Origin of the sequence: Streptomyces sp. NPDC006261, assembly GCF_040613515.1 — a bacterium.
Classification (GTDB): domain Bacteria; phylum Actinomycetota; class Actinomycetes; order Streptomycetales; family Streptomycetaceae; genus Streptomyces.
On the sequence record NZ_JBEXSI010000017.1, the window covers coordinates 73,351 to 93,303 of the forward strand.

Annotated in this window: 23 protein-coding genes and 2 pseudogenes; 7 read left to right on the plus strand and 18 right to left on the minus strand. The window is 67.8% G+C overall.

Annotated elements, in window-relative coordinates:
• Positions 1-3: 3 nt before the first annotated feature.
• Both ABZ154_RS13660 and ABZ154_RS13665 read left to right on the plus strand, forming a co-directional pair.
• The gene (locus ABZ154_RS13660; protein ID WP_356832120.1) at positions 4-666 is read left to right on the plus strand and encodes a response regulator transcription factor; all 663 of its coding nucleotides are present in this window, start codon (positions 4-6) and stop codon (positions 664-666) included.
• Positions 663-2,123: a HAMP domain-containing sensor histidine kinase gene (locus ABZ154_RS13665; protein WP_356832122.1), complete on the plus strand. Its 1,461-nt coding sequence runs from the start codon at positions 663-665 to the stop codon at positions 2,121-2,123. Before ABZ154_RS13660 ends, ABZ154_RS13665 begins: the two co-directional genes overlap by 4 nt.
• A gap of 35 nt (positions 2,124-2,158) precedes the next feature.
• Here ABZ154_RS13665 and ABZ154_RS13670 read toward each other — a convergent pair whose 3' ends face one another.
• From ABZ154_RS13670 to ABZ154_RS13685, 4 genes are all read right to left on the minus strand, one after another.
• The gene (locus tag ABZ154_RS13670) at positions 2,159-2,635 is read right to left on the minus strand and encodes a MarR family transcriptional regulator (protein WP_356832124.1); all 477 of its coding nucleotides are present in this window, start codon (positions 2,633-2,635) and stop codon (positions 2,159-2,161) included.
• A 170-nt stretch (positions 2,636-2,805) separates the two neighbouring features.
• A complete protein-coding gene (locus ABZ154_RS13675; protein ID WP_356832126.1) occupies positions 2,806-3,558 on the minus strand; it encodes an AIM24 family protein in 753 nt (250 codons plus the stop codon).
• Positions 3,555-4,205 carry an AIM24 family protein gene (locus tag ABZ154_RS13680; RefSeq protein ID WP_356832128.1) on the minus strand — a complete coding sequence of 217 codons (651 nt, stop codon included), beginning with the start codon at positions 4,203-4,205 and terminating at the stop codon, positions 3,555-3,557. Before ABZ154_RS13680 ends, ABZ154_RS13675 begins: the two co-directional genes overlap by 4 nt.
• Positions 4,205-4,837, minus strand: coding sequence for an AIM24 family protein (locus ABZ154_RS13685; RefSeq protein ID WP_356832209.1), 633 nt, complete (start codon positions 4,835-4,837; stop codon positions 4,205-4,207). Before ABZ154_RS13685 ends, ABZ154_RS13680 begins: the two co-directional genes overlap by 1 nt.
• Before the next feature lie 235 nt (positions 4,838-5,072).
• Here ABZ154_RS13685 and ABZ154_RS13690 point away from each other — a divergent pair, with 235 nt between their 5' ends.
• Both ABZ154_RS13690 and ABZ154_RS13695 read left to right on the plus strand, forming a co-directional pair.
• Positions 5,073-5,423, plus strand: a complete 351-nt coding sequence (locus ABZ154_RS13690) for a DUF3817 domain-containing protein (RefSeq protein ID WP_030569041.1) — start codon at positions 5,073-5,075, stop codon at positions 5,421-5,423.
• Positions 5,420-5,554, plus strand: a pseudogene (locus ABZ154_RS13695) (thiamine-binding protein); the annotation flags it as partial. The gene ABZ154_RS13690 and the pseudogene ABZ154_RS13695, both read left to right, overlap by 4 nt.
• 164 nt (positions 5,555-5,718) lie before the next feature.
• On the opposite strand, the gene ABZ154_RS13700 reads toward ABZ154_RS13695, so the two are convergent.
• Together ABZ154_RS13700 and ABZ154_RS13705 are read right to left on the minus strand one after the other, a co-directional pair.
• Positions 5,719-5,964 carry a hypothetical protein gene (locus ABZ154_RS13700; protein ID WP_356832130.1) on the minus strand — a complete coding sequence of 82 codons (246 nt, stop codon included), beginning with the start codon at positions 5,962-5,964 and terminating at the stop codon, positions 5,719-5,721.
• Positions 5,961-6,152 (minus strand): hypothetical protein, encoded by a 192-nt coding sequence (locus ABZ154_RS13705; RefSeq protein WP_356832132.1) that lies wholly within the window; start codon positions 6,150-6,152, stop codon positions 5,961-5,963. Before ABZ154_RS13705 ends, ABZ154_RS13700 begins: the two co-directional genes overlap by 4 nt.
• Before the next feature lie 149 nt (positions 6,153-6,301).
• Between ABZ154_RS13705 and ABZ154_RS13710 the strand changes: the two genes are divergently transcribed.
• Positions 6,302-6,571 (plus strand): winged helix-turn-helix domain-containing protein, encoded by a 270-nt coding sequence (locus ABZ154_RS13710; RefSeq protein WP_356832134.1) that lies wholly within the window; start codon positions 6,302-6,304, stop codon positions 6,569-6,571.
• 1 nt (position 6,572) lies between these two features.
• Here the strand turns inward: ABZ154_RS13710 and ABZ154_RS13715 are convergent, their stop codons facing one another.
• The 11 genes from ABZ154_RS13715 to ABZ154_RS13765 form a co-directional block, all read right to left on the minus strand.
• Entirely contained in the window at positions 6,573-6,719 is a 147-nt protein-coding gene (locus ABZ154_RS13715) for a hypothetical protein (RefSeq protein WP_356832136.1), read from the minus strand.
• Between the two features lie 122 nt (positions 6,720-6,841).
• Positions 6,842-12,094, minus strand: coding sequence for a peptidoglycan DD-metalloendopeptidase family protein (locus ABZ154_RS13720; protein ID WP_356832138.1), 5,253 nt, complete (start codon positions 12,092-12,094; stop codon positions 6,842-6,844).
• Positions 12,091-12,375, minus strand: coding sequence for a hypothetical protein (locus ABZ154_RS13725; RefSeq protein ID WP_356832140.1), 285 nt, complete (start codon positions 12,373-12,375; stop codon positions 12,091-12,093). Before ABZ154_RS13725 ends, ABZ154_RS13720 begins: the two co-directional genes overlap by 4 nt.
• A gap of 97 nt (positions 12,376-12,472) precedes the next feature.
• The gene (locus ABZ154_RS13730) at positions 12,473-12,751 is read right to left on the minus strand and encodes a hypothetical protein (RefSeq protein WP_356832141.1); all 279 of its coding nucleotides are present in this window, start codon (positions 12,749-12,751) and stop codon (positions 12,473-12,475) included.
• A gap of 646 nt (positions 12,752-13,397) precedes the next feature.
• Positions 13,398-13,727: a hypothetical protein gene (locus tag ABZ154_RS13735; protein WP_356832143.1), complete on the minus strand. Its 330-nt coding sequence runs from the start codon at positions 13,725-13,727 to the stop codon at positions 13,398-13,400.
• A gap of 154 nt (positions 13,728-13,881) precedes the next feature.
• On the minus strand, positions 13,882-14,211 hold the full coding sequence (locus tag ABZ154_RS13740) for an HNH endonuclease signature motif containing protein (RefSeq protein WP_356832145.1): 330 nt from the start codon (positions 14,209-14,211) through the stop codon (positions 13,882-13,884).
• A 3-nt stretch (positions 14,212-14,214) separates the two neighbouring features.
• A complete protein-coding gene (locus ABZ154_RS13745; RefSeq protein WP_356832147.1) occupies positions 14,215-14,454 on the minus strand; it encodes a hypothetical protein in 240 nt (79 codons plus the stop codon).
• A complete protein-coding gene (locus tag ABZ154_RS13750) occupies positions 14,451-14,822 on the minus strand; it encodes a hypothetical protein (protein WP_356832149.1) in 372 nt (123 codons plus the stop codon). Before ABZ154_RS13750 ends, ABZ154_RS13745 begins: the two co-directional genes overlap by 4 nt.
• A gap of 11 nt (positions 14,823-14,833) precedes the next feature.
• A complete protein-coding gene (locus tag ABZ154_RS13755) occupies positions 14,834-15,715 on the minus strand; it encodes a hypothetical protein (RefSeq protein ID WP_356832151.1) in 882 nt (293 codons plus the stop codon).
• A gap of 75 nt (positions 15,716-15,790) precedes the next feature.
• The gene (locus ABZ154_RS13760) at positions 15,791-16,042 is read right to left on the minus strand and encodes a hypothetical protein (protein WP_356832153.1); all 252 of its coding nucleotides are present in this window, start codon (positions 16,040-16,042) and stop codon (positions 15,791-15,793) included.
• A 1,077-nt stretch (positions 16,043-17,119) separates the two neighbouring features.
• Positions 17,120-17,779 carry a hypothetical protein gene (locus ABZ154_RS13765; RefSeq protein ID WP_356832155.1) on the minus strand — a complete coding sequence of 220 codons (660 nt, stop codon included), beginning with the start codon at positions 17,777-17,779 and terminating at the stop codon, positions 17,120-17,122.
• Between the two features lie 151 nt (positions 17,780-17,930).
• Here ABZ154_RS13765 and ABZ154_RS13770 point away from each other — a divergent pair, with 151 nt between their 5' ends.
• Complete coding sequence (locus ABZ154_RS13770; RefSeq protein WP_356832157.1) at positions 17,931-18,113, plus strand: hypothetical protein; 183 nt, start codon at positions 17,931-17,933, stop codon at positions 18,111-18,113.
• 53 nt (positions 18,114-18,166) lie between these two features.
• Here ABZ154_RS13770 and ABZ154_RS13775 read toward each other — a convergent pair whose 3' ends face one another.
• Positions 18,167-19,636, minus strand: a complete 1,470-nt coding sequence (locus ABZ154_RS13775; RefSeq protein WP_356832159.1) for a recombinase family protein — start codon at positions 19,634-19,636, stop codon at positions 18,167-18,169.
• Positions 19,637-19,659: 23 nt separating this feature from the next.
• On the opposite strand from ABZ154_RS13775, the pseudogene ABZ154_RS13780 reads away from it, so the two are divergent.
• Positions 19,660-19,821 (plus strand): annotated as a pseudogene (locus tag ABZ154_RS13780) (thiamine-binding protein); the annotation flags it as partial.
• Positions 19,822-19,953 lie beyond the last annotated feature (132 nt).

Below are 19,953 nucleotides of genomic sequence, written 5' to 3' on the forward strand. Positions count from 1 at the left end.
CGCATGCGCCTGTTGATCGTGGAGGACGAGAAGCGTCTCGCGGTGTCCCTTGCCCGGGGACTCACCGCCGAGGGCTTCGCCGTGGATGTCGTGCACGACGGGCTCGAAGGGCTGCACCGGGCGAGCGAGGGCGGCTACGACCTCGTGATCCTCGACATCATGCTGCCCGGCATGAACGGCTACCGGGTCTGCGGTGCCCTGCGCGCCGCCGGGCACGAGGCGCCGATCCTCATGCTGACCGCCAAGGACGGCGAGTACGACGAGGCCGAGGGGCTCGACACCGGCGCGGACGACTACCTGACCAAGCCCTTCAGCTACGTCGTCCTCGTCGCCCGGGTGCGGGCTCTCCTGCGCCGGCGCGGGGCCGGAACCGCCGCCCCCGTGCTGACCGTCGGCACCCTCCGCATCGACACCGCCGCCCGCCGCGTCCACCGGGGCGGGGACGAATACGCCCTCACCGCCAAGGAGTTCGCGGTGCTGGAGCAACTCGCCCTGCGCCCCGGGCAGGTGGTGAGCAAGGCGGAGATCCTGGAGCACGTCTGGGACTTCGCCTACGACGGCGACCCGAACATCGTGGAGGTCTACATCTCCACCGTGCGCCGCAAGTTGGGCGCCTCCTCCATCGTGACGGTGCGCGGCGCCGGCTACCGGCTGGAGGCGGGATGAGGTCCGTACGGGCCAGGGCCGCCGTCGGCGCCACCCTGGTCGTCGCCGTCGCCCTGGTCGCGGCCGGGCTCGCCGTGCTTCTCGTCCTGCGGGCCAACCTGATCGACCAGGCGGACCTCCAGGCGGAGGTCGCCGCCCGCGAGGTGGCCGGACAGCTGGCCCTGGACACCGCCTACGCCGACCTGGACCTGGACGACGAGGAGGACCACCCGGTCCAGGTGACCGACGAGGAGGGGCGGGTGGTGTTCGTCTCGAAGGGGCTGGGCGCCATCTCCGGGACCGGTTCGTCCGGCGTCAGCCCCGTACCCTCCGCCTCGGTGGGCGCCACCCCCTCGCCCGGGGACGATGACGATGACGATGACGATGACGATGACGACGACGGGAGCGGCAGCGGGCGGCCCGAGCGCGGCGAGGTCTCCTCCGGCGACCCCGGCTTCTCCGACGGAACCGCCACCGTGGACGGCAAGCAGGCCGACTACCGGTTCGCCGCCGTCGAGGCCACCACCCCGGCCGGACTGACCCTCACCGTCCACGCCGGTGCCCCGCTCGCCGCCGAGCAGGAGGCGGTGAACACCGTGCGCGGGGCCATGCTGACCGGGCTGCCGCTCCTGCTGGCCGTCGTCGCCGGGGTGACCTGGCTGGTGACCCGGCGCGCGCTGCGGCCCGTCGAGGGGATCCGCAGGGAGATGGCCGCGATCACCGCCTCCGAGGACCTGGCCCGCCGCGTCCCGGAACCCGACTCACGGGACGAGATCGCCCGCCTCGCCCGCACGACCAACGAGACGCTCACCGTCCTGGAGGCGTCCGTGGAGCGGCAGCGGCGGTTCGTCGCGGACGCCTCGCACGAGCTGCGCTCCCCGATCGCCTCGCTCCGCACCCAGCTGGAGGTGGCCGCGGCCCACCCGGAGCTGCTGGACCTCCCGGGCGCGGTCGCCGACACCGTACGCCTCCAGGTGCTGGCTGCGGACCTGCTGCTGCTGGCCCGGCTGGACGCGGGGGAGAAGCCCGGGGCCGCACGCCTGGAGGCGGGGGCGCTGGTGCGCGAGGAGGTGTCCCAGCGGACGGGGGACCGGATCCCGGTGACGGTGGAGGTGGCCGAGGGTGCGGCGTACGAGGTGAACGGGTCGCGCGGGCAGCTGGTCCGGGTGATCGGGAACCTGCTGGACAACGCGCAGCGGCACACCGAGGGGCTCGTCGCGGTGTCGGTGGCGGCCGACGGGAGCGGGGTGCGCGTCGAGGTCCGCGACGACGGGGCAGGCGTCCCGGAGGCCGAGCGGGAGCGGATCTTCGAACGGTTCGTCCGGCTGGACGACGCCCGCAGCCGCGACGACGGTGGCGCCGGGCTCGGCCTCGCCATCGCCCGTGACGTGGCCACGCGCCACGGCGGAACGCTCACGGTCCACCGGGCCCCCGAGGGCGGCGCGGCGTTCCGGCTGCGGTTGCCCCGCGCGGCCTGACCGACGCCGGAAAGGCACCGGTCAGGTCGTGTACGTCACGGCTTCCCGCGCCGCCCCCGCAGGTGCTCCGCGATCGGCGTCAGCGCCGCGTTCAGCTCCGCCAGGGCCTCCGGGGAGAGCAGATCCATGAAGTGGTTGCGCACCGACTCGACGTGGTGCGGGGCGACCTTGCGCATGGTCTCCGCGCCCAGCTCGGTGAGGACCGCGTAGAGGCCCCGGCGGTCCGACTCGCAGTGCGTACGGCGGACCAGGCCCGCGCTCTCCATCCGGGTGATCTGGTGCGAGAGCCGGCTCTTGGACTGCAGGGTGGCGGCGGCGAGGTCGCTCATCCGCATCCGCTGTTCATCGGACTCGGAGAGGTTGACCAGGATCTCGTAGTCGTTCATGGTCAGGCCGAACGGCTGGAGGTCCTTCTCCAGCTGGTGCATCAGCAGCCTGCTGACGTCCAGGTGGGTGCGCCAGGCGCACTGCTCCGTGTCGCTCAGCCAGCGGGTGGCCGTCTCGGTCTCCATATATCGATTCTACCTAAGATGTTGAAAGCCGGACGAAATGGGAGGGTGTGACGGCGGGCACCCCAGGGCGACGGGAGTGCCGGCAGGCGGCGCCGGAGTGGCGGCGGGCCTCCTGGCAAGGGCCGACGGCGGGGCGCAGACGTTCGAAGTCACACTCCGCAGCCTACCGCTCACAAGCCGAAGCGACGCTGGAGGTCCCCCAGCTGGCCGGGCATGCGCGGTGCGGATCCGCCGCCCGGAACGCCCGGTTCACCCGGCACCGCGCCCGTCGCCTGCTCCGCCATCAGAGCCTCGCTGGACTGGAGCAGCACCGTCCCCGCCCCCACGAACTCGAACTGGTGCTCCTCGCCCGACGTCCCGCCGATCCCCGTCAGTGACCGGATTCCGCCCATCACGCCCGTCATGTACCCGTGGTCGTAGTGGTGGCACGGCGAGGGGCAGTCGGCCCAGCCCACCAGTGCCTGCGGGTCGACCCGCAGCGGCGGCTCCATGAAGACCACCGGCCCGTTCGACGCGGCCACGAACTTCCCCGTACCGATCAGCGTCACGAACCCGGGCACGATCGACTGCTTCAGCGCGAGCGACGGGTCGAACGCCAGCAGGTTCCCCGACCGGATCGTCAGGTTCCCCTCGTCCAGGTCGAAGGAGTTCACATCGAAGGCCCGGTCCGCGAGCAGCATCTTCCCGCTCCCCTCGGCCACCACCCAGTCGCTCGCGTGCAGCGGCGAGTGGAAGCTGGAGCGCACCAGCCGGTCGAACCGGCCGTGCCCGATGCCGTCGAAGTTGATCTGCCCGTAGTAGGCGATCATCTTCCCCTTCTGCAGGAACCACCGGCTTCCCTTGAGCTCCACGCAGAAGGTGTAGGAATTGACGTTGTCGTCCGACGGCAGCGTCATCGGATCGAAGATCACAGGCGTGCTCACAGCTTCTCCTCCGAGGCCTGGACGTACACCGCGCCGTTCCCGCTCAGCTCCAGCTGGAACGCCTCGCCGGAGCCGCGCCCCACCATGTCCCGCCAGCCGACGGCGGTGGAGAGCCTGTTGCGGACCTCGCCGTGGTGGGCGACGTACGCCTGCGGGTCGACGTGGACGTCCCGGCCCGGGCTGATCGGCAGCTCGATCACCCCGCCGTGCGCCATCACCGCGACCGCGCCGTGCCCCTTGAGGGTGGTGGTGAACAGGCCCTGGCCGGTCACCTGGCCGCGGACCATGCCCATCACGCCACCCTGCGAGCCCATGAACATCGTGCCCTGCTGGAGGGACCCGTCGAAGGCGAGGAGGCGGTCGGCCTCCACGTACAGGGTGTCGCCGGCCAGGTTGATCACCTGGATGTGGTGGCCGCCGTGGCCGAACATCACCGTGCCCGAGCCCTCGACCGTCATCAGCGGTGTCGCCTCGCCCGTCACCCGGCGGCCGATCATCGAGGCGAAGCCGCCCTGGCCGCCCTGGATGTTCGGGGTGAACGAGACCTCGCCCCGGTAGGCCAGCATCGCGCCGCGCTGGCTGAACAGCTTCTGGCCCGGTACCACCGTGGCCTCGATCATCTTGGAGTTGATCTCCCGGAACGGCATCAGACATCGCCCCCGACGGTGTTGCGCTCGCTCGGCTGTACGTAGACCATGCCGTCGCCCTCGAAGCGGATCTGGAAGGCCTCGCCCGAGCCCTCGCCCATCAGCGTCCGGAAGTTGACCCCGCTCTGGAGCTGCTGCCGCAGATTCCCCTGATGGGCGATGTAGGCGCCGGGGTCGACCATCAGCGGATACTGCGGGGTCACCCGCAGCACCAGCGCCTCCCCGTCCGACATGATCGCCGCCTGCCCGGTGCCCTCCACCGTGGTGGTGAACAGACCGTTGCCGCTCGCCCCGCCGCGCAGCCCGGTGAAGGTCGTCCCCGTGCGCAGACCGGAGTCGGTGGCCAGCAGGTTGCTCGCTTCCACGTACAGCTTGTCGCCGTGCAGGGAGACCAGGCTGATCTCGCTCGCCCGGTCGGCGAAGTAGCAGGTGCCCTGCCCGGACACCTCCATCACCGTCATCTGTTCGCCGGTCAGCCGGCGGGTCACCATCCCGCGGAGGCCCTCACCGCCGCCGGACAGCTTCTTGAAGCTCATCCGGCCGTCGTACGCGACCATCGAGCCGTTCTTCGCCTTGACCGCATCGCCCGTCAGATCGACGGCGAGCGTCTTGCTGCCTTGGAGCCGGAACATCGCCACGCGATGAAGGTAGCCGTCCGCCCGCGCTCCGGCCAGGTCCTACGGAACCGTTACGCCCCTGATGCTCCCCTGATGCGTACCCGGACCGGCCCTGCTATGCGGTGATACGCGCGCCCGCGGGCGGGGGAGGCCCCCGGCGCCGGGGGCGGGCCGGAGCGATGCCACAATGGGGACGGCTTGTGCCTGGGTTCACAAGCCCACACGACCCCCTCCCACCGAAGGTGCCCCTGTGGACATCAAGACCGCTTCCGCCCTGCACCGGCTGCGCCTCATCTCGCTCCCCGAGGCGCTCTCCTTCCCCGCCCTGCTCATTTTCGGCTCGCTGCTCATGCGGGTCTCGGACATCGACTTCCTCATGCCGCCCCTCGGCATGATCCACGGCGTCCTCTTCACGATCTACGTCGTGTTCCTGCTGGACGTGTGGGTCAAGGCCAAGTGGCCCCTCAAGCGCGTCGCCCTGTTCTTCCTCCTCGCCGTCATCCCCTTCGGCGGCCTCTACGGCGACAAGCTCCTCAAGCAGTACGAGGCCGACGGCGTCATCGCCGCCCGCGCCCGTCGCGAGGGCACGGTCAGCGCATGATCGTCGCGTTCTCCGTCTCCCCGCTCGGTGTCGGTGAGGACGTCGGCGAGTACGTCGCCGACGCCGTGCGGGTCGTACGGGAGTCGGGGCTGCCCAACCGGACCGACGCCATGTTCACCTCCGTCGAGGGCTCGATGGCAAAGGCGTGAGTACATAGGTGCGACCCCACGCCAAAGCCCCGCCGCTCCGGGGGTGGGAACGGCGGGGCTCTGGTTGAAGTGGGCGGGACGGGTATGTCGACCTGTGACCCGCCCACTCCTGCGTGCGGTGCTGTGACGAGCAGCGGCACGCAGGTCTAGGGGGCAGGAGGCTTCGGGTCCTCCCCTTCGCGTACGACGAACGCCCGCCCGGTGACGGTCCGGGTGAACTGACGATGGTTGCTACGTCCGCTGTGCCCCATGCACTGAACGTCGACGGCTTCCCCGTCGGCTGACGGCTCCGCCTTCCACGCGCAGGAGACGCAGCTCGCGGTGTACGTCAACGGCATGTCAGGGTGGGCGGTGATGCGGTGCACGAGACTGCGGAACACGGCGCGGCTCATCGCTTCACCTCGTGGGGGTGCTTCCGGATCTCGATGTTGCAGTCCGAGACCGTGGAGAGGTCTCCCAGCTTCCGCGCTGCCTCCCGCTGCCGCCCCAGCGACGCACACACGTCGCAGGCGAAGAACGGGACCGGTTCCAGGGTCCGCAGGGGGTCGGACAACTGAACGGCTTGGGTAAGGTCTGGCATGTCGTACCTGCCTTCGTCAGGTCGGCCACGCCCCCGGACCGTTCGCGCGGTCGCGGGGGTTCTTCCGCGCATGGTATCGCCTTGTATCGCTACGTAGCGAGACGTATCCCAATGATCATCGTCAAAGCGGTACCGCTAGCTTCATGATCATGAGCGCTTCGCCTGATGACGAGATCGACCCGGATGCACCGCTGACGCCGTACCGTCAGTTGGTGGAGATCATCCGTGCTCGCATCGCGCGCGGAGACTGGGCTCCTGGTCGTCGGATGTCGAGTGAGACGCAGCTTGTCCAGCAGTACGGCATAGCGCGCAGCACCGTTCGTCGGGCAATCGCCGTACTCGTCGAAGAGGGCGACGTGTTCGTGGTGCCGCAGCGAGGCACGTTTGTGGCGAAGGCGTCGGCCGACGAGGCTCCCTAGCTCACACGTCGAACCCCATCGCCCTCATGCGGCTCCGGTACATCCGGCCGTGGTGCTGCGAGCAGAATCGGCGTAGCCGGCCCCGTCCTTCCTTCTGCTCCAGCGGGGCGGCGCAGTGTCCGCAGGTGATGTTCTCGTTGCTCTTCATGGTGTCGCTGCCTCTCAAGTAGGAAGCCCATGTCGGGCCGCTCCAGGGGTAGTTGGGGTGTTACAGGTGAGCCGCCCTGCCATGTCGGCAGAGCGGCTCCAGCGTGCTTCTGGTGTGGAGTCTCAGAGGTAGCGGCCAGTGGCCAGGCCGGCGGCCGTCGCGCCGGAGTGCACCTCGATACGACTGTCGACGAAGCCGCCAACCTTCTGACCGTCGATGTAATTCTCGACAATCACCGTGGGCGGTTCCGCCGGCATGTTGCCACCACGCTGCGCAGGCAGGCTCTGAAGGGACCGGCTCATCGCCATGGAGTCGCGGTTGTTGTACACCTGCGTCGGGTGGAGGAACCGGACCAGTTCCGGGCCCTTCTCGCCGACCCACGCCATCTCGCCGATCTGCGGGAAGCCGCCGGATGCGTAACCGCCCGGACGGTTGTAGGCCGTAGGGAGTGATCCGTACGCAGACTTGGCGTACCGCATGGAGGCAAAGATGTTCGCCATCGGGTCGACGGAGACACCGTGCTTGAACGGTCCCTGCTTTCGGAACATGCCCGCGTAGGCCTCGAATGTCGGCTTGATGACCTGCATCAGGCCGACGCTCGGGGTCCCGTTCTTCGCGTTGGAGTCCCAGTTGTTGACGATCCCGGGGTCACCGCCCGACTCCTGACGGAGACGCCGTAGCGTCAGGTCCGCATAGGAGAGCGGGTTGCCGGTCGCGTTCAGGGCCGCCTTGACGGTGGACCTCCAGCGCTCGACACCCTTGCCGCCACTGCCGGTCCCACCGCCACCCGTCAGGTAGCTCATGGGGTCGACCGCGCGTCCGTTGACCCGCGCCTCCAGGTGGAGGTGAGGGCCGCTGGAGTTGCCTGTCGAACCGACTTCGCCGAGCTTCTGGCCCTGCTTCACCGTGTCGCCGACGGACGTCAGCATGCGGGAGAGGTGGGCGTAGAGCGACGTGAGGCCGCCACCGTGGTTGACCATCACGTGGTTGCCGTACGGACCGCCGCTCTTGGCCATGGCGACCTTGCCGCCGGAGACCGCCTTGACGGCCGTACCGAGTGCTGCGGCGAAGTCCAGACCGGTGTGCGCCCCGGAGGACCACATCGAACCCTTCTTGCCGAACGGCGTGCTCATCGGGGCGTTCACGGGGTTCACCCACTGGCCGCCCCCTCCGCCTCCGAAGCCGAAGACGTTGAGCGCGGAGTCCTTCAGGCCCTCCAGCATCTTGAGTGGCATCTTGGCGATCGACTTCGCCCAGGGGTTCGTCAGGACCGGCTGCATCTTCTCTGCGACAAAGCCCTTGGCCTTGGCGAAGAGTTTCGACGGATCGATGTAGTCGGTCACTCCCGAGAGGAAGTTCCCGGCATCGCTCGCCTTATCCTTCAGCCACCCGACGATTCCGCCGTCCTTGTAGGCCGGCATGCCGTTGGAAATCGCTCGCTGAACGCCGCTGATCCCGCCGGAACGGGCAGCCGCGTTCCACTGGTTGATTCGGTCTTCGCCGATAGCACGCGTCCACTCGGGACGCATGATCGCTTCGCCACCGCCAACGGCGATGATTCGGTCATCACGGCCGGGTGAGTAGCCGTCCATCACGCCACCGGTGTGGAATCCCTTGAAGGGCTTGAGGGGTTCAGCGCCGGTGATAGCGGCAACACGGTCCCAGAGAGGAACAATTCCCTCGTTGTACACCTTGTCGATGATGAACTTCACGGGCTTCTTTGCGATGCCCGCGATCTGGTCCCACGCCTTCTTGATGTCACCCTTCGCCTTGCCGAAGGAATCAGCCACCAGGCCCATCGCGTGCTTGATGTTCTGGAAGTGCGGCTTGATTCCCTTGTCGTAGAGCCAGGCCGCCTTGTCGCCGATCCATCCGAAAATCGGACGGATAGCCTTCTCCCAGAGCCACTTGGCTCCTTCGCCGACGAGCTTGAACCGATCCCACATCCACTTGAAGGCTGGCTTGATGGCCTTGTCGTAGAGCCAGACTGCCTTTTCACCGATCCACTGGAACGTCGGCTGGAGAACCTTCTTCCACAGCCACGTCGCATCAGCGGCTATCGATCGGAAGGCTGGGCCGATTGCCTTCTCCCAGAGCCACTTCGCTACGGCTCCCAGGATCTTGATTGCGATGGTCGTCGGGAGGAGGAAGGCAACGACCAGGGCCGTGACCAGGATCTTCCCCCACTTGAAGAGGAATCCGAAGACCGGGCCCACGTAGCCCCACAGCCAGACGGCTGCGGCTCCGATCGCCTTCATACCGGTCCATATGCCTGCGAAGGCTGGCTTCAGCCCGTTGTCCCAGATCCATATCGCTGCCGTCTTGATGGCTCGTGCGACGGTATCGACGGTGATTCGGAACCAGTCCCAGTTCTTGTACGCGTAGATCACTGCGGCTACAAGAAGTCCGACCACGAGCACAATGGCTCGGATGATCGGGACGATTCCTGTCGCCGCTAGCGCAAACGCCCAACCATGTGTGGCAATCGCTGCGATGATCATGACAGACTGATACAGGATCATGGCGCCGGCAAAGGCCGCCATTCCGAGAGTGATTGCCTTCTGGACCGCGTAGAGCAGCCAGAGAGTCATAACCAGCTCGGGCACGTTCGTCGCCAGCCACTGGATCCCGTCCAGGAGCGGCTTAATGGTGTCGAACAGCATCTGAGTCAGCGGCGCCAGCGCCTTGCTGAGATCGAATATCGTCGACAGCAGCTCGCCGATGAACTCCGCCAGGCCGGGGCTTGTTGCCTTGACGTACGCGAGGAACTTCTCGAAGTCCGGGGAGCCCTTGAGGCTCGTGCCCCACTTTGCGAAACGCTCGGTGATGCGGTCGGAGTGCGCCGCGATGCCGTCCATCTTGGGGAGGAAAGCGTCGATGATTCCGGCGATTCCGGCGATGACGTTGCCGAACGCTACGCCGAATCCGACAACGGCCGGCTCCACGTTCTCCGCCAAATCATCCTTGAAGGACTTCCAGAACGGCGTCTTCATCTGCGCCGACGCCTTATCCATCAGCGTGTCGATGCCCTTAGCGGCACCTTCCGCAAGAGGCGTCAGGCCCGGGAGGGAATCCTTCAGGCTGACGACACCGCGAGTGAAGAGCGGAACGACAGCGGGGCTGAGCTCCTTGCTCCACGCCTTGAACGCCTCAACCAGTCCACCGGATCCGGAGATCGCGTTGAAGAGCTGCCGACTTTCCGGCGTCAGCTTCGCGAGTGCGTTGCGGTACTCGTCGGCCTTGGTGACGGACTTGGTCGTCGTGTCGATGCCTGAGAGTCGAGCGGACTGGAGACCCCGCTCGGCAGAGGCGATCTGCTCAGCGGCCGACACCTGCGCTTCCGCGGCGGCCCGTACGGCGTCGGAGACACCGCGCTGGGCGTCGGCCACGGTGCGGGCAGATGCCTTCTGGGACTTGGCGGCCTTCGACTGCGCGTCGGCGACGGCGACGGCAGCGTCACGGACACCCCTCTGGGCGTCGGCAATAGCCTCCGTCCGGTCGATGACAGTGCGCTGAGCGGCGGCGATTGCCTCCGTGCGGTCCACGACGGTGCGCTGGGCGTCCGCCAGGCGGTCGGTAGCGGTCTTGACGGCATCGCTGCCTTCGACGCCGGCCTTCTTCTGGGCGTCAGCGGACTTCTGAAGGTCCGCGTAGTCCTGCTTCTGCTGCTTGGCGCGCTCCACGGCCCGGTCGTAGGACAGCTGAGCCTGGTCCAAGTCGAGCTGCGTGGCCTTGCCAACGGCGGCGTCGGTCTTGGTCTTGTTGAGATCGAGCTGTGCTTGCTGGACGCGGAGGGTTGCCTCCCGCTGATCCAAGGCGCCGTTCGTCAGCTCGTCGTTGAGGTCACGGAGCTTCTGAGCGGCGTCGACGCGAGCGCGACTGAGGTTCTCCTGCGCGTCCTGAGCGGAGCGGTTGGCGTCAGTGAGTGACTCCTGTGCGTCGCGCAGGCCACGGTGGGAGTCGGTCAGACCCTCGTGCGCGGACCGGAGGCGACGGTGGGATTCGGTGAGGCCGTCCTGTGCGCGCTTGATAGCGTCGGCGGAAGCCTTGCGCTGGTCCGCTGCGCGCTCCACGGCGTCGGCAACGGCACGCTCTGCGTCCTCCACTCCCCGGGCCGCCTGCGCGATGGAGCGCGAGGCGTTGCGGTGTGCGGAGGCCAGGGACGACTGTGCGCCGGCCAACTGCAAAGCGCGCTGCGCGGCCTGGACGTTCTTCTTGGCGCTGTCATCGGTGGCGGAGGCGGATTCCTTCTCCGCGGCGGTCTTCGCCTTGAGAGCGTCCATGACGCCCTTGATGGCGGGGATGGCCGCGAGGCCGACGGCTCCCACGCCGATCGCTGCGGCGCTCGCCATGGAGACCACGGCGCCCAAGCCGGCGGCAAGGACGGGACCGAGGGGGATCGCCACAAGAGCGGCAGCCTGAGCCGTCAGAATCGCCATGGCCATCAGTGCGCCGGACGTGTTGGCGACGGCGTCGATACGGAAGGTCTTGGTGTCGTCCGCCATTGCCTGGAGGGCCGCAAGCTGCGCGGCTGCTGCGCCAGCGTCCACGCGTACGTCGATGTCTGCCGTCGTCAGGGAGAGAACGAGGAGACGCTCTTGCACGGCGTTGATCTGCGCTAGGGCTTCGGCCGAGTCGATGTCGATACCTATGCGCGCATCCGCCAGGGTGGCGAGGCGCTCCCGGAGACTCTGGATCTCCGCGCGAGCGGGAGAGGTGTCCGCGTCGACGTTGATCTCAGGAAGGGAGGCCTGCGCCTGCGCAATGGCGGAGCGCATCTTGGCGCCCAGCGCCCCGTCAACCTCCAGCTCGATGACGCCAGGACGGCGGGTCAGGGCGCTGATCTCCGCCTTGATCTCCGCCAGTGCGGCACGAGCCGTAGCCGTGTCCGCTCGGACGGTGATGTTCGGGTGAGCAGCCCCGAGCCGGCGGAGCTGCTCCTCCAGGCGCGTGACCTCAGCGTGCGCGGCTTCGGCCGACACGTCGATGCCGATGCGCTTGTTGGAAAGCTGCTCCAACTTGGCCCGGATGCGGGCTAGCTCGGCATCCACGCCTGTGTCGCCCAGCTTGATGTCAAGCTTCGGCATGGCTTCGAAAGCGGCCTTCAGCTTGCGGCGGATAGAGCGCGCGAACGCCCCACCTGCGTCGTCGCCCTGCTTCCCCGCAGCCCGCACACCGGCTCGTCCACCTTGGACGATGGCGTCAGGGATGGAGATCACGATATTCCGCGATATCGCGTCGCCCATCTTCCGTCCCGCCTCTTCGCCGACCTTGTCGGCAATGGGCAGAACGAGGGCCTTCAGCTTGGTGTGGAACTGCGGGATCACGGGGACGACGTCAACGGCCGCACCGCCGACAATGTCAAGGTCGGTCACGGCGTCTCACCACCCGACGTCACTCGGAAGTCAAGGAGCCAATCGACGTCGGTTGGGTCCTGGCGGGCACTCAGCATGCGCCCGACCTCGCGGAGATTGGCGACCATGGCCAGGGTCCGGGGGGTCTGGTCCATCGCCTCCAGACCACGCTTCAACCAGTCGTGATCTCGGCAGGCGTCACCGCAATGCGTCGTCGGCAACGGCATGTTGGCGACGAGTACCAGCTCCACATGGAAGCGGCAGCCGTCTCGGGCGCAGATGTTGTCTCGGGTGTTACTCATGGGCCCTCCGGAGGGCATAGAAGAAGGCCCCTGACGCGTCCGTCACGGGCCTGAAAGTGGGTCTATGGGCTTGTGGTGGTGCGGGTCCTCCGTGGCCTTACCGGCGGCGGGGCCGGCGTCGGACGGGGCGGCTCACCGCTGCGGAGACGTCGGTGCGGAAGACGCCGGGAACGTTGACCGCGAACGATGAGCGCGCGTTCAACTCGCCCTCCAGGCGCGTGAGTTCGGCCCGCTCTCCGTCCGCCTCCAAGCCGGTCTTGTTGGTCACGTCACGCATGCGCGTGAGCCAGATGTGACAGTGCTTGCCGCACGTGCGGTACGTGGGTGCGACGTCGAACGGGCAGCCACGTCGGCGGCACTGAGCAGCGGGGGTCATGGGCTCCTCCAGGTAAAGGGATGGCAAACTCAAGGCGGGTTAGCTAGTTTGCTTTGGTTTGCGATGTCACGGTTCTAGCGCGGTGACCTACTGTTTCACGGAATCGCATTCCGGAACTGTGCAACCGATTCGCGCCTAAGGCGATGCGGCCAGGCGCGCACGGTGGACCGTGCGGAGCCGGCGGGAGGGGCGCTCAGTGGCGCTCAGGGGCCCCGAAAGGGCTGCTGAAGGGGCCGCAGGTCGACCTCTAACCGGATCCCGGATCGCGCCGGGCAGCATGCTTACGCTCTCCAAGGGAAGGATCAAGGGATCACCCCCCTGGGGTGACCATGAGATCGCCGCAGGTCAGGCAGGGTGCGGCGTCAAGCGAGCGTCGGCCGGTTCTCGCCTGCGACGCCACGGGCCACGCAGCCGAACGCCTGCATGAGCGTCAGCCCACGCTCGTCGGCCCACGCCTGTCGCGCTCGTCGCCAGCGGTTCCACGCGACGACATCGCGCTGTCCGTCAGTGAGAGCCTGGTCGTCAGCCGTGATCCACTCGTCTACGTAGCACTGCATGAGGGCCGTAGGCACAGCGGACGAGGCGGCTCGCCCCTGCCCTGCCGACGCCTGTGCCCTTCGGGCTAGCTGCGCTGCCTTGCGTGCGCTCACGCTGTGAGCCGAGCACGACGCGCGTCGATGTCCAGGCTGTGCGCTGTCGGCACGGTGTGCAGTTCGCCCATGCCGTCGCTCTCACGCTCCAGCGTCCAGCCCAGCGTCTTCAGCCCTGCCGGACTGAGCCCGAGGTGGTCTGCCAGGTAGCGCGCCTCTGCTGCCAGGCCTGCCGTCACCTTGCCGCTGAAGGCGTCGCACGTGATGCGCACGTACATCGCGACGATGGGGACGAACGAGTCGTCCCACATCGTCGCCTGACCTGACGCCCACAGATCCGCCCACGCGGCCCGCTCGTGCTCGGTCCACTCACGCCCTGTCGGCATGTCCGGGGCTGGCAGGTCACACCCTGCGAGAGGGAGCACGACAGGGCCTGTCGCTCCGCGTGCTCCCCTCCCGCGGTACTCCCGGCTGCCGGGGTTGGAAAGGTCTCGTCGCGGTCCAGGGGCGACCATCGGGGCCCCTCCTTCCGTTGTCGGGTCAGTCGTCCAGCGCCGGGTGCGTCGACGGCTTTCGGTGCACGCTCACGCGCGTCAAGGCGGCGGCTGTACCGCCTTCGCTGCTGCTCTTCGCCCGATGATGAAAGGGGCACAGAAGGGCGAGGTTGTCCATGTCGTCGGACCCGCCCAGCGAATGCGGGATCACGTGATCGACGTCCGTCCCGGGGAGTTCGCAGCGTCGGCCGTCGCTGTACTTCGTGGTGCACTGTCCGCCGTCACGTCGGATCACCTGACGTCGAAGGCGGGCCCACCCGCGGGGCAGGGTCTCGCGCCTCGTCGACCCTGCCCACGGCTTGCGGGGCTCGGCCACGTCCTAGCCCTGACCGATAGCCGCAACGGCATCGAGACGGACCGTGTACGCCTTCGTAGCGACGGTGACGGTGAGCACGTTCGGGTGGTACTGCATTCCCTGCGGTCCCGCAGCCATGACGTACGAGAGCGTCCCAGTCAGGGCCTTGCCCGACGTCAGCTCCACCACCACGGCCGTACCGTTCAGCTCGATGGCGCGATCCTTGATCGGCTGCGCGTACCGGTCGGACTGGAAATTGCTCATCGTCGGTGCTCCGTGGTGTAGGTGGGTTCGGCGTAGGGGTTGCGGGTGCTCGTCGGAAGCGGCTTGCGCTCCGGCCGGTTGCCGTCGGCGTCCAGGCCGTTCTTCCGGCGGTACTCAGCGACGCCAGCGCTGATCGTCCCGGCGGTACCGGTGACGTCAGGGCCACGTGCTCCACCTGCGCGGGGCGTCGGGGGCGCGGGGTTCAGCTCCGATGCGAACGAGGCAGCATCAGCGGTCAGGGCCGCCTCGTCCGCCCCCTGGAGTCGTGCGGACTGCTCCACGGTCAGGCCTGCGGCCAGGCCGGCACGGAGCTTCGCGAGGTCGAGCATGGGCCCCGCGAGGGGCTCCGGAGTGATCTCTTCGGGCATGTCGGTACCTCCTAGTTGATGCGGTTGGTGATGTCCGCCGGCGCGGGCTTGCGTCCGTGGACCGGGCGGGGCTTGGGGGTCGGTGCAGGCGGGATGGGCTCCTCCCGCACCTCCATGACGAGGGGTTCCGGAGCGGCCTCCGCGTAGCGCTGTTCGTACGCGTCCTGCGCGGCAATGACGTCCTCCACGCTCTCCGGCACGTACGCCACGCCGTTCATCTGCGCCAACCAGACCAGGTGATCGAGCGTGTAACGCTGGTCCCGCATGGCGGTGAACTGCCCGCGCGGCGTCTCGTCGCTGACGCCCTGGACGTCACCAAACCCACTGTCCTTGGCCCGCTGGTACGGGCTGCCGGGGCCGGTGAGCTGGCCCAGACGAAGCATGTCCCACTGGCCGCTACGGATGTCCCGGAGCGTCGGCAGAAGGGCACGGAGCGCCGTGTACGCCTCCGCTACCTCCTTGCCTGCCGTCAGCGCCTCGTCGGCCGTGCGGACGGCTCCCAGGGCCTCCGTGTGCTTCCTGGCCTCCTTCAGGAGGCCCGCGAGCTGCGCGCCCAGGGCCGTAAGGATCTCCGGAGCGTTCATCTCACGCAGGGTCGTCAGCGTCTGCGCGTGAGCGCTGCCCGCGTACATCGAGCCGACCGCGGAACGAAGGGCGTGAGCGCCGACGGCTGCTGTGTACGCCTCCGTGGCCCGCGCCTCCACGTCGGCCGGCATAACGCCTGTGGCGATGTACTCCTCCAGCGCCTCGTTCACGATCTTCTGCGCTGCGATCTCCGGGGCGTCGGCACCGGGGACGGTGCGATGAAGCTCGTCGACGCGCTTCTTGCGCTCGTGGTAGTCGACGAGTTCGGGAATGGTCGCGTACGCCGCTTCGAGTGCGGGGTTGGGCATGTTGGGCCTCTCTCAGGAATGACTCAGGCCCCTGCCGGGAGTAGCAAGGGCCTGCGGTAAGGGTCTGTGCGGGCGTCAGGCGACGTCGTACAAGCCGGTCGCCTCGAAGAGCGCCGTTCGCTGCGCCCTCCGGTCACGGAAGCGCTCAAGGACGGCAACCGAGTTCGCCTCGTAACGGGCCTTGGCCTCGTCACAGGCACACGCGCGGCACTGCTTCTTCAGTCCTGACGCGTTGTTCGCGTCTCGGTGGAAGTGTTCAGTCGTCAGCGGGAGCACCTCCCCGCAGGTGCGGCAAGCGCCCTTGGGGCGGCTAGGTACGTCACTCATCACGGGGTCTCCGTCCTTCTCGCTATCGGGATATCTCGCTATGTCGGCCACGAAAAAGAGCCGCCCCGAAGGACGGCTGAAGCTTGACGACCCCGACGGGAACACGTTCGGCGCGAGGAGGAGAGGCAACTCAGCGCCAACGGCTCAACCGTCGGGGTCGATGCGTCCGCACCTGCAGGAGGGAGCGGGGGACGCAGTGCACGCAGGGCGGTTCGGTCTACAACCTGAAGCCGGCCCTGCGGTCTATGGGGTCGCCACTCTGTGTGACGGCCGGTGAGAGCCTTCGCGCATGCGCGCCTGAGTAGCCCCTCACATTGGTTATGGAGACGCCGTGACGGTCCGCCGAGACGTCGAAACAGCCGCGCACGCCTCTCACCTGCGGTTACTTCTGAGGGAGGTCGATTACGCCGCCTGATCCTGTTACGAAACAGTTACAGAAGCCATCCAGCATGTGAGATAGAGCCAATTTCGGGCCTCCATGCGGCCCGTCAGCGCGACTTCCTGAGTCGTCAGCCGGCCGGACGGGCGAGGCTCTCGACTACACGAAAGCCGCAGGAGGCCGCTGGAGCGCCTTGCGCGGCCCCGCTGGCTCCGGGTGCCGGAGTGCGGCCCTGCGTCCGCGAGAGAGGCACACAGGGGCTCCCCTGCCCGTTCCTCGTCGTTCCGCCTCCGCCGCCCTCGTTCTCGACGTCGAGCGGGGCCTCCGACGCCCTCTGGACAAGCCGGTGCCAATTTGACAGATCTACCCCTATTTCTAAGACCTTCTTAACGCGTGTTAGAGAGAGGTAGAAGTAGGGGTTAGTTTGACCAGATTGGCCAAACTGACCGCCACTTGGTGGCGGAGCGTAGCGACGAGGCGGGGAAAATAACCCTCCGGAGTCAAGGTCAAATTGGACCCCTTTTTCAGGCGGGGGTAACGGCGTGAGGGTTACCGCCCGGTAATGCCGCAGTTTGTCCAGAGCGGAGTTTCGCACTCCGGATGGAGGCGGCGCGGGACGTCGACGAGGCGAGGGGCCCCGGACGCGACGAAGGGCCCGACCGGTGTCCGGCGGGCCCCGCTCGTCACTCAGGGTTAGGTCAGACCGTCACGATCTTCGCTCGCGGGTGCTCCCGACGGGCCTCCGCGACGCACGTGGAGTGCACGGGGGAGAAGGTGGTCCCCCTCTTGACGATCTCCAGCTCCTCCACGTCGGCCGACTCGCCGCAGTGCGCGCAGCCCATCGTCAGGCCCGAGCACTCGAAGCACTGGATGTCGCCCTGCTCGTCGCGGAGCGGTTGAACGTTCTGTCCCAGCCCGCAGACGCAATAACCGGCCTCCTGCGGGCTGGCGCTGTCGTAGACCGGCATGCCGGCCGCCAGTGCCTCCGCGACGAGGACGAGGCCGCTGGCATCCCGCAGCATGGTGGCCGTGCCGGCGACGTACAGGGCGTCGAAGTCGGTGACTGAGTAGTCGTTGTGCAGCGCGTACGTGGCGACGGTTCCGGTCTGCTCTGCGACGTCGACCGCGTACCCCTGGAGGAAGGCGCGATCGTCGGCGGTGCGGGTCGGGCCGACGACGAGGACGTTGGCGTGGAAGGGGGTCTCGTCGCAGCCCGGGTGAGCGAACACCTGGCAGCCGTCGACGTGGCCCGCGGGGATCATCTCGCCGTCCTCCAGGCCGCAGACGACGCACGCGATGCCGTCGAGCTGGGCAGGGGTGAGGTTGCCGACGTGGAGGGGGGCGACTCGTGCGACCATGGTGGTTCTCCTTCAGGGGAATTCACAGGCCCGCTCTCCGCCAAGATGCGCGGGCCTGTGATGTGCTCCCGGCCTGTTCCCGGGTGGTTGACCACCCCCGAAGAGTGGCACATGGTTGCGGGGTGGTCAACCACCCTGGCAGGGTGTCCTCATGGCCAACATGCATAAGCACCCTGTCCGCGGTCTGCGCGGCATCGACGACACCCTGTGGACGGACTTCGACAGCGCCACCAAGGCGGCCGGCAGCGACCGTTCAGCCACGCTCAAGGCGTATATGGAGTGGTACGTCAGGCGTGAGGGAGCTGCCCCTCCGGAGCGTCCCCGTGTGAAGTAGCGCAGCACAAAGCCCCCGTCGGACGGATCCGGCGGGGGCTTCTCTGTGACGTCCTACATCGCCTCTTGAGCCTCGATGTCGTCCAACGCGTCTTGCTCCGGGTCAGTGCGTACCCAGCCGATCTCCAGTCGGTCCGGGCGCGCCTTCGGATGTAGCACGACGCGCAACCCCATGGAGCGCAACAACCTCGTCTTGCCCGCCTCATCTGACGCCGCCCACGCGTCACCCATGGTCCGTCCGGTGGGCGTCTCTACCTCCCGCACCTCCGGGTCATGGGCGGCCAGGAGAGCGGCGTAGGCGGCTTCGAGCTTGGCTGACATCTCCTCGTATGTCCCGAGCATCAGCGGCCCCGCCGTCGCCATCTGTGCGCCGATGCGCGCAGCCTGCTCCTGTGCTTCGATCATCTCTGCGGAGAGGTCGTTGCCACCCTCAAGGTGTATGTCGACCTCCGCGAAGCGTCCGTAGACCTTGACGAACTCCTCTTCCACCCTGTCGTTCAAGGTCTCCTGATAGATGGTGACGTGGCCGGCCTTGCAGCGGTACAGAGGTACGCCCTTATCGCTGGTCCCTCCGTTCAGCCGTCCCGCGCAGCGGTAGCACGAGGACATCTCGGCACACCGGGGCGTCGCCTGACGTGGCGCACGGTCGGCGCCCGTCGCCAGGTCCAGCATCCGCTGACGCACGGCGAGCACTTCGGCGGCGCTGACGATCGGCTCCGCGAACTGGACAGGTGTGACGCCGTCGTCGGCTAGGACAAGCGCGCCCTTGTGGTTGCGCTGACCTCGCAGCGTGGGGGCCTTCAATAGGCGACGCCATTGCGGCTCGCTCAGGCCCACGGTGCGCGCGGTACCGGCGACGGTGCCTTCTGCGATCAGCTCTCGGATGCCAGCCCGCACCTTCTCCGCCTGTTCGGGGTCTACCTCCAGGTACGCGGCCCCGTCGCGACGAACGATGCGGTAGCCGAAGGGGGCCCGGCCCGCACCCCATCGACCCTGCGCGCGTCGGGTGGCGTGGCCGTCCGTGATGCGGTCCTTGATCAAGTCCCTTTCCCACTCGGCCAGCGCTGCGAGTACGACAGCAACCATGCGACCCGTCGGGGTGCTCGTGTTGATCGTGTTATCGGTGGTGGCGACGCGTACGGCGTGAGCCTCACCCCAAGCCGTCAGACGAAGGAACTCGCTGACGCTGCGGGCGTAGCGGTCAAGTTTCCAGCCGATCATCATTCGTCGGATGACGCCCGCGCGGTCCAGTCGTCGGGACTGCTCCACGTCGCGCATGAGGCGCCGCATGTCCTTGCGCAGTTCCAGGGGGCGTGCGCCTGACACTCCTGCGTCGATGTACTCACGCACCTCAACTTGGTCTTTCGTCGCGCCCATCTCGGCTAGCCAGCGCTGGAACTCGGATCCGTCCATCCACGATTGGTAGGCGGATCGCTGGGTGTCGATGCTCGCTGAGCCGTCGTTGTCGCGGCTGAGTCGCAGGTACGCGTAAAGGATGACTCTGATCTGCGCTGCCAATGTCATGTGCTCGAAGCTACTCGTATTCGGGGGAGTGGGACGAGGTCATGGACGTCGTCAAGCGCGCCGTGGCCGCGGTGGAAGCCCGCGCGGGACGCGTCTCCCTGGTACTGAAGGCCGACATCCGGCCCGGTGTCACCGACGGCCTGACCTCGAAGGTCGAGACGGTGGAGCGGTACCTCGCCCCCTGACGTCCCGTCGGCCATCCGTCGCCCCGCGTTCACCCGATAAGCCCCCGGCGCCACACGGCCGGGGGCTCTTCCGGCTCCGGATCAAAAACCCCTCACTCGGACCTGTCAGGTCGACACGCTGTTGCCCGTCCC

Bases quoted from the DNA above. Each gene is read 5' to 3' on its own strand.
- ABZ154_RS13660 (WP_356832120.1), top strand. From the start codon at position 4: ATGCGCCTGTTGATCGTGGAGGACGAGAAGCGTCTCGCGGTGTCCCTT.
- ABZ154_RS13665 (WP_356832122.1), top strand. From the start codon at position 663: ATGAGGTCCGTACGGGCCAGGGCCGCCGTCGGCGCCACCCTGGTCGTC.
- ABZ154_RS13670 (WP_356832124.1), bottom strand. From the start codon at position 2,635: ATGGAGACCGAGACGGCCACCCGCTGGCTGAGCGACACGGAGCAGTGC.
- ABZ154_RS13680 (WP_356832128.1), bottom strand. From the start codon at position 4,205: ATGCCGTTCCGGGAGATCAACTCCAAGATGATCGAGGCCACGGTGGTA.
- ABZ154_RS13685 (WP_356832209.1), bottom strand. From the start codon at position 4,837: ATGTTCCGGCTCCAAGGCAGCAAGACGCTCGCCGTCGATCTGACGGGC.
- ABZ154_RS13700 (WP_356832130.1), bottom strand. From the start codon at position 5,964: ATGAGCCGCGCCGTGTTCCGCAGTCTCGTGCACCGCATCACCGCCCAC.
- ABZ154_RS13705 (WP_356832132.1), bottom strand. From the start codon at position 6,152: ATGCCAGACCTTACCCAAGCCGTTCAGTTGTCCGACCCCCTGCGGACC.
- ABZ154_RS13710 (WP_356832134.1), top strand. From the start codon at position 6,302: ATGAGCGCTTCGCCTGATGACGAGATCGACCCGGATGCACCGCTGACG.
- ABZ154_RS13715 (WP_356832136.1), bottom strand. From the start codon at position 6,719: ATGAAGAGCAACGAGAACATCACCTGCGGACACTGCGCCGCCCCGCTG.
- ABZ154_RS13725 (WP_356832140.1), bottom strand. From the start codon at position 12,375: ATGAGTAACACCCGAGACAACATCTGCGCCCGAGACGGCTGCCGCTTC.
- ABZ154_RS13730 (WP_356832141.1), bottom strand. From the start codon at position 12,751: ATGACCCCCGCTGCTCAGTGCCGCCGACGTGGCTGCCCGTTCGACGTC.
- ABZ154_RS13735 (WP_356832143.1), bottom strand. From the start codon at position 13,727: ATGCCGACAGGGCGTGAGTGGACCGAGCACGAGCGGGCCGCGTGGGCG.
- ABZ154_RS13745 (WP_356832147.1), bottom strand. From the start codon at position 14,454: ATGAGCAATTTCCAGTCCGACCGGTACGCGCAGCCGATCAAGGATCGC.
- ABZ154_RS13750 (WP_356832149.1), bottom strand. From the start codon at position 14,822: ATGCCCGAAGAGATCACTCCGGAGCCCCTCGCGGGGCCCATGCTCGAC.
- ABZ154_RS13755 (WP_356832151.1), bottom strand. From the start codon at position 15,715: ATGCCCAACCCCGCACTCGAAGCGGCGTACGCGACCATTCCCGAACTC.
- ABZ154_RS13760 (WP_356832153.1), bottom strand. From the start codon at position 16,042: ATGAGTGACGTACCTAGCCGCCCCAAGGGCGCTTGCCGCACCTGCGGG.
- ABZ154_RS13765 (WP_356832155.1), bottom strand. From the start codon at position 17,779: ATGGTCGCACGAGTCGCCCCCCTCCACGTCGGCAACCTCACCCCTGCC.
- ABZ154_RS13770 (WP_356832157.1), top strand. From the start codon at position 17,931: ATGGCCAACATGCATAAGCACCCTGTCCGCGGTCTGCGCGGCATCGAC.
- ABZ154_RS13775 (WP_356832159.1), bottom strand. From the start codon at position 19,636: ATGACATTGGCAGCGCAGATCAGAGTCATCCTTTACGCGTACCTGCGA.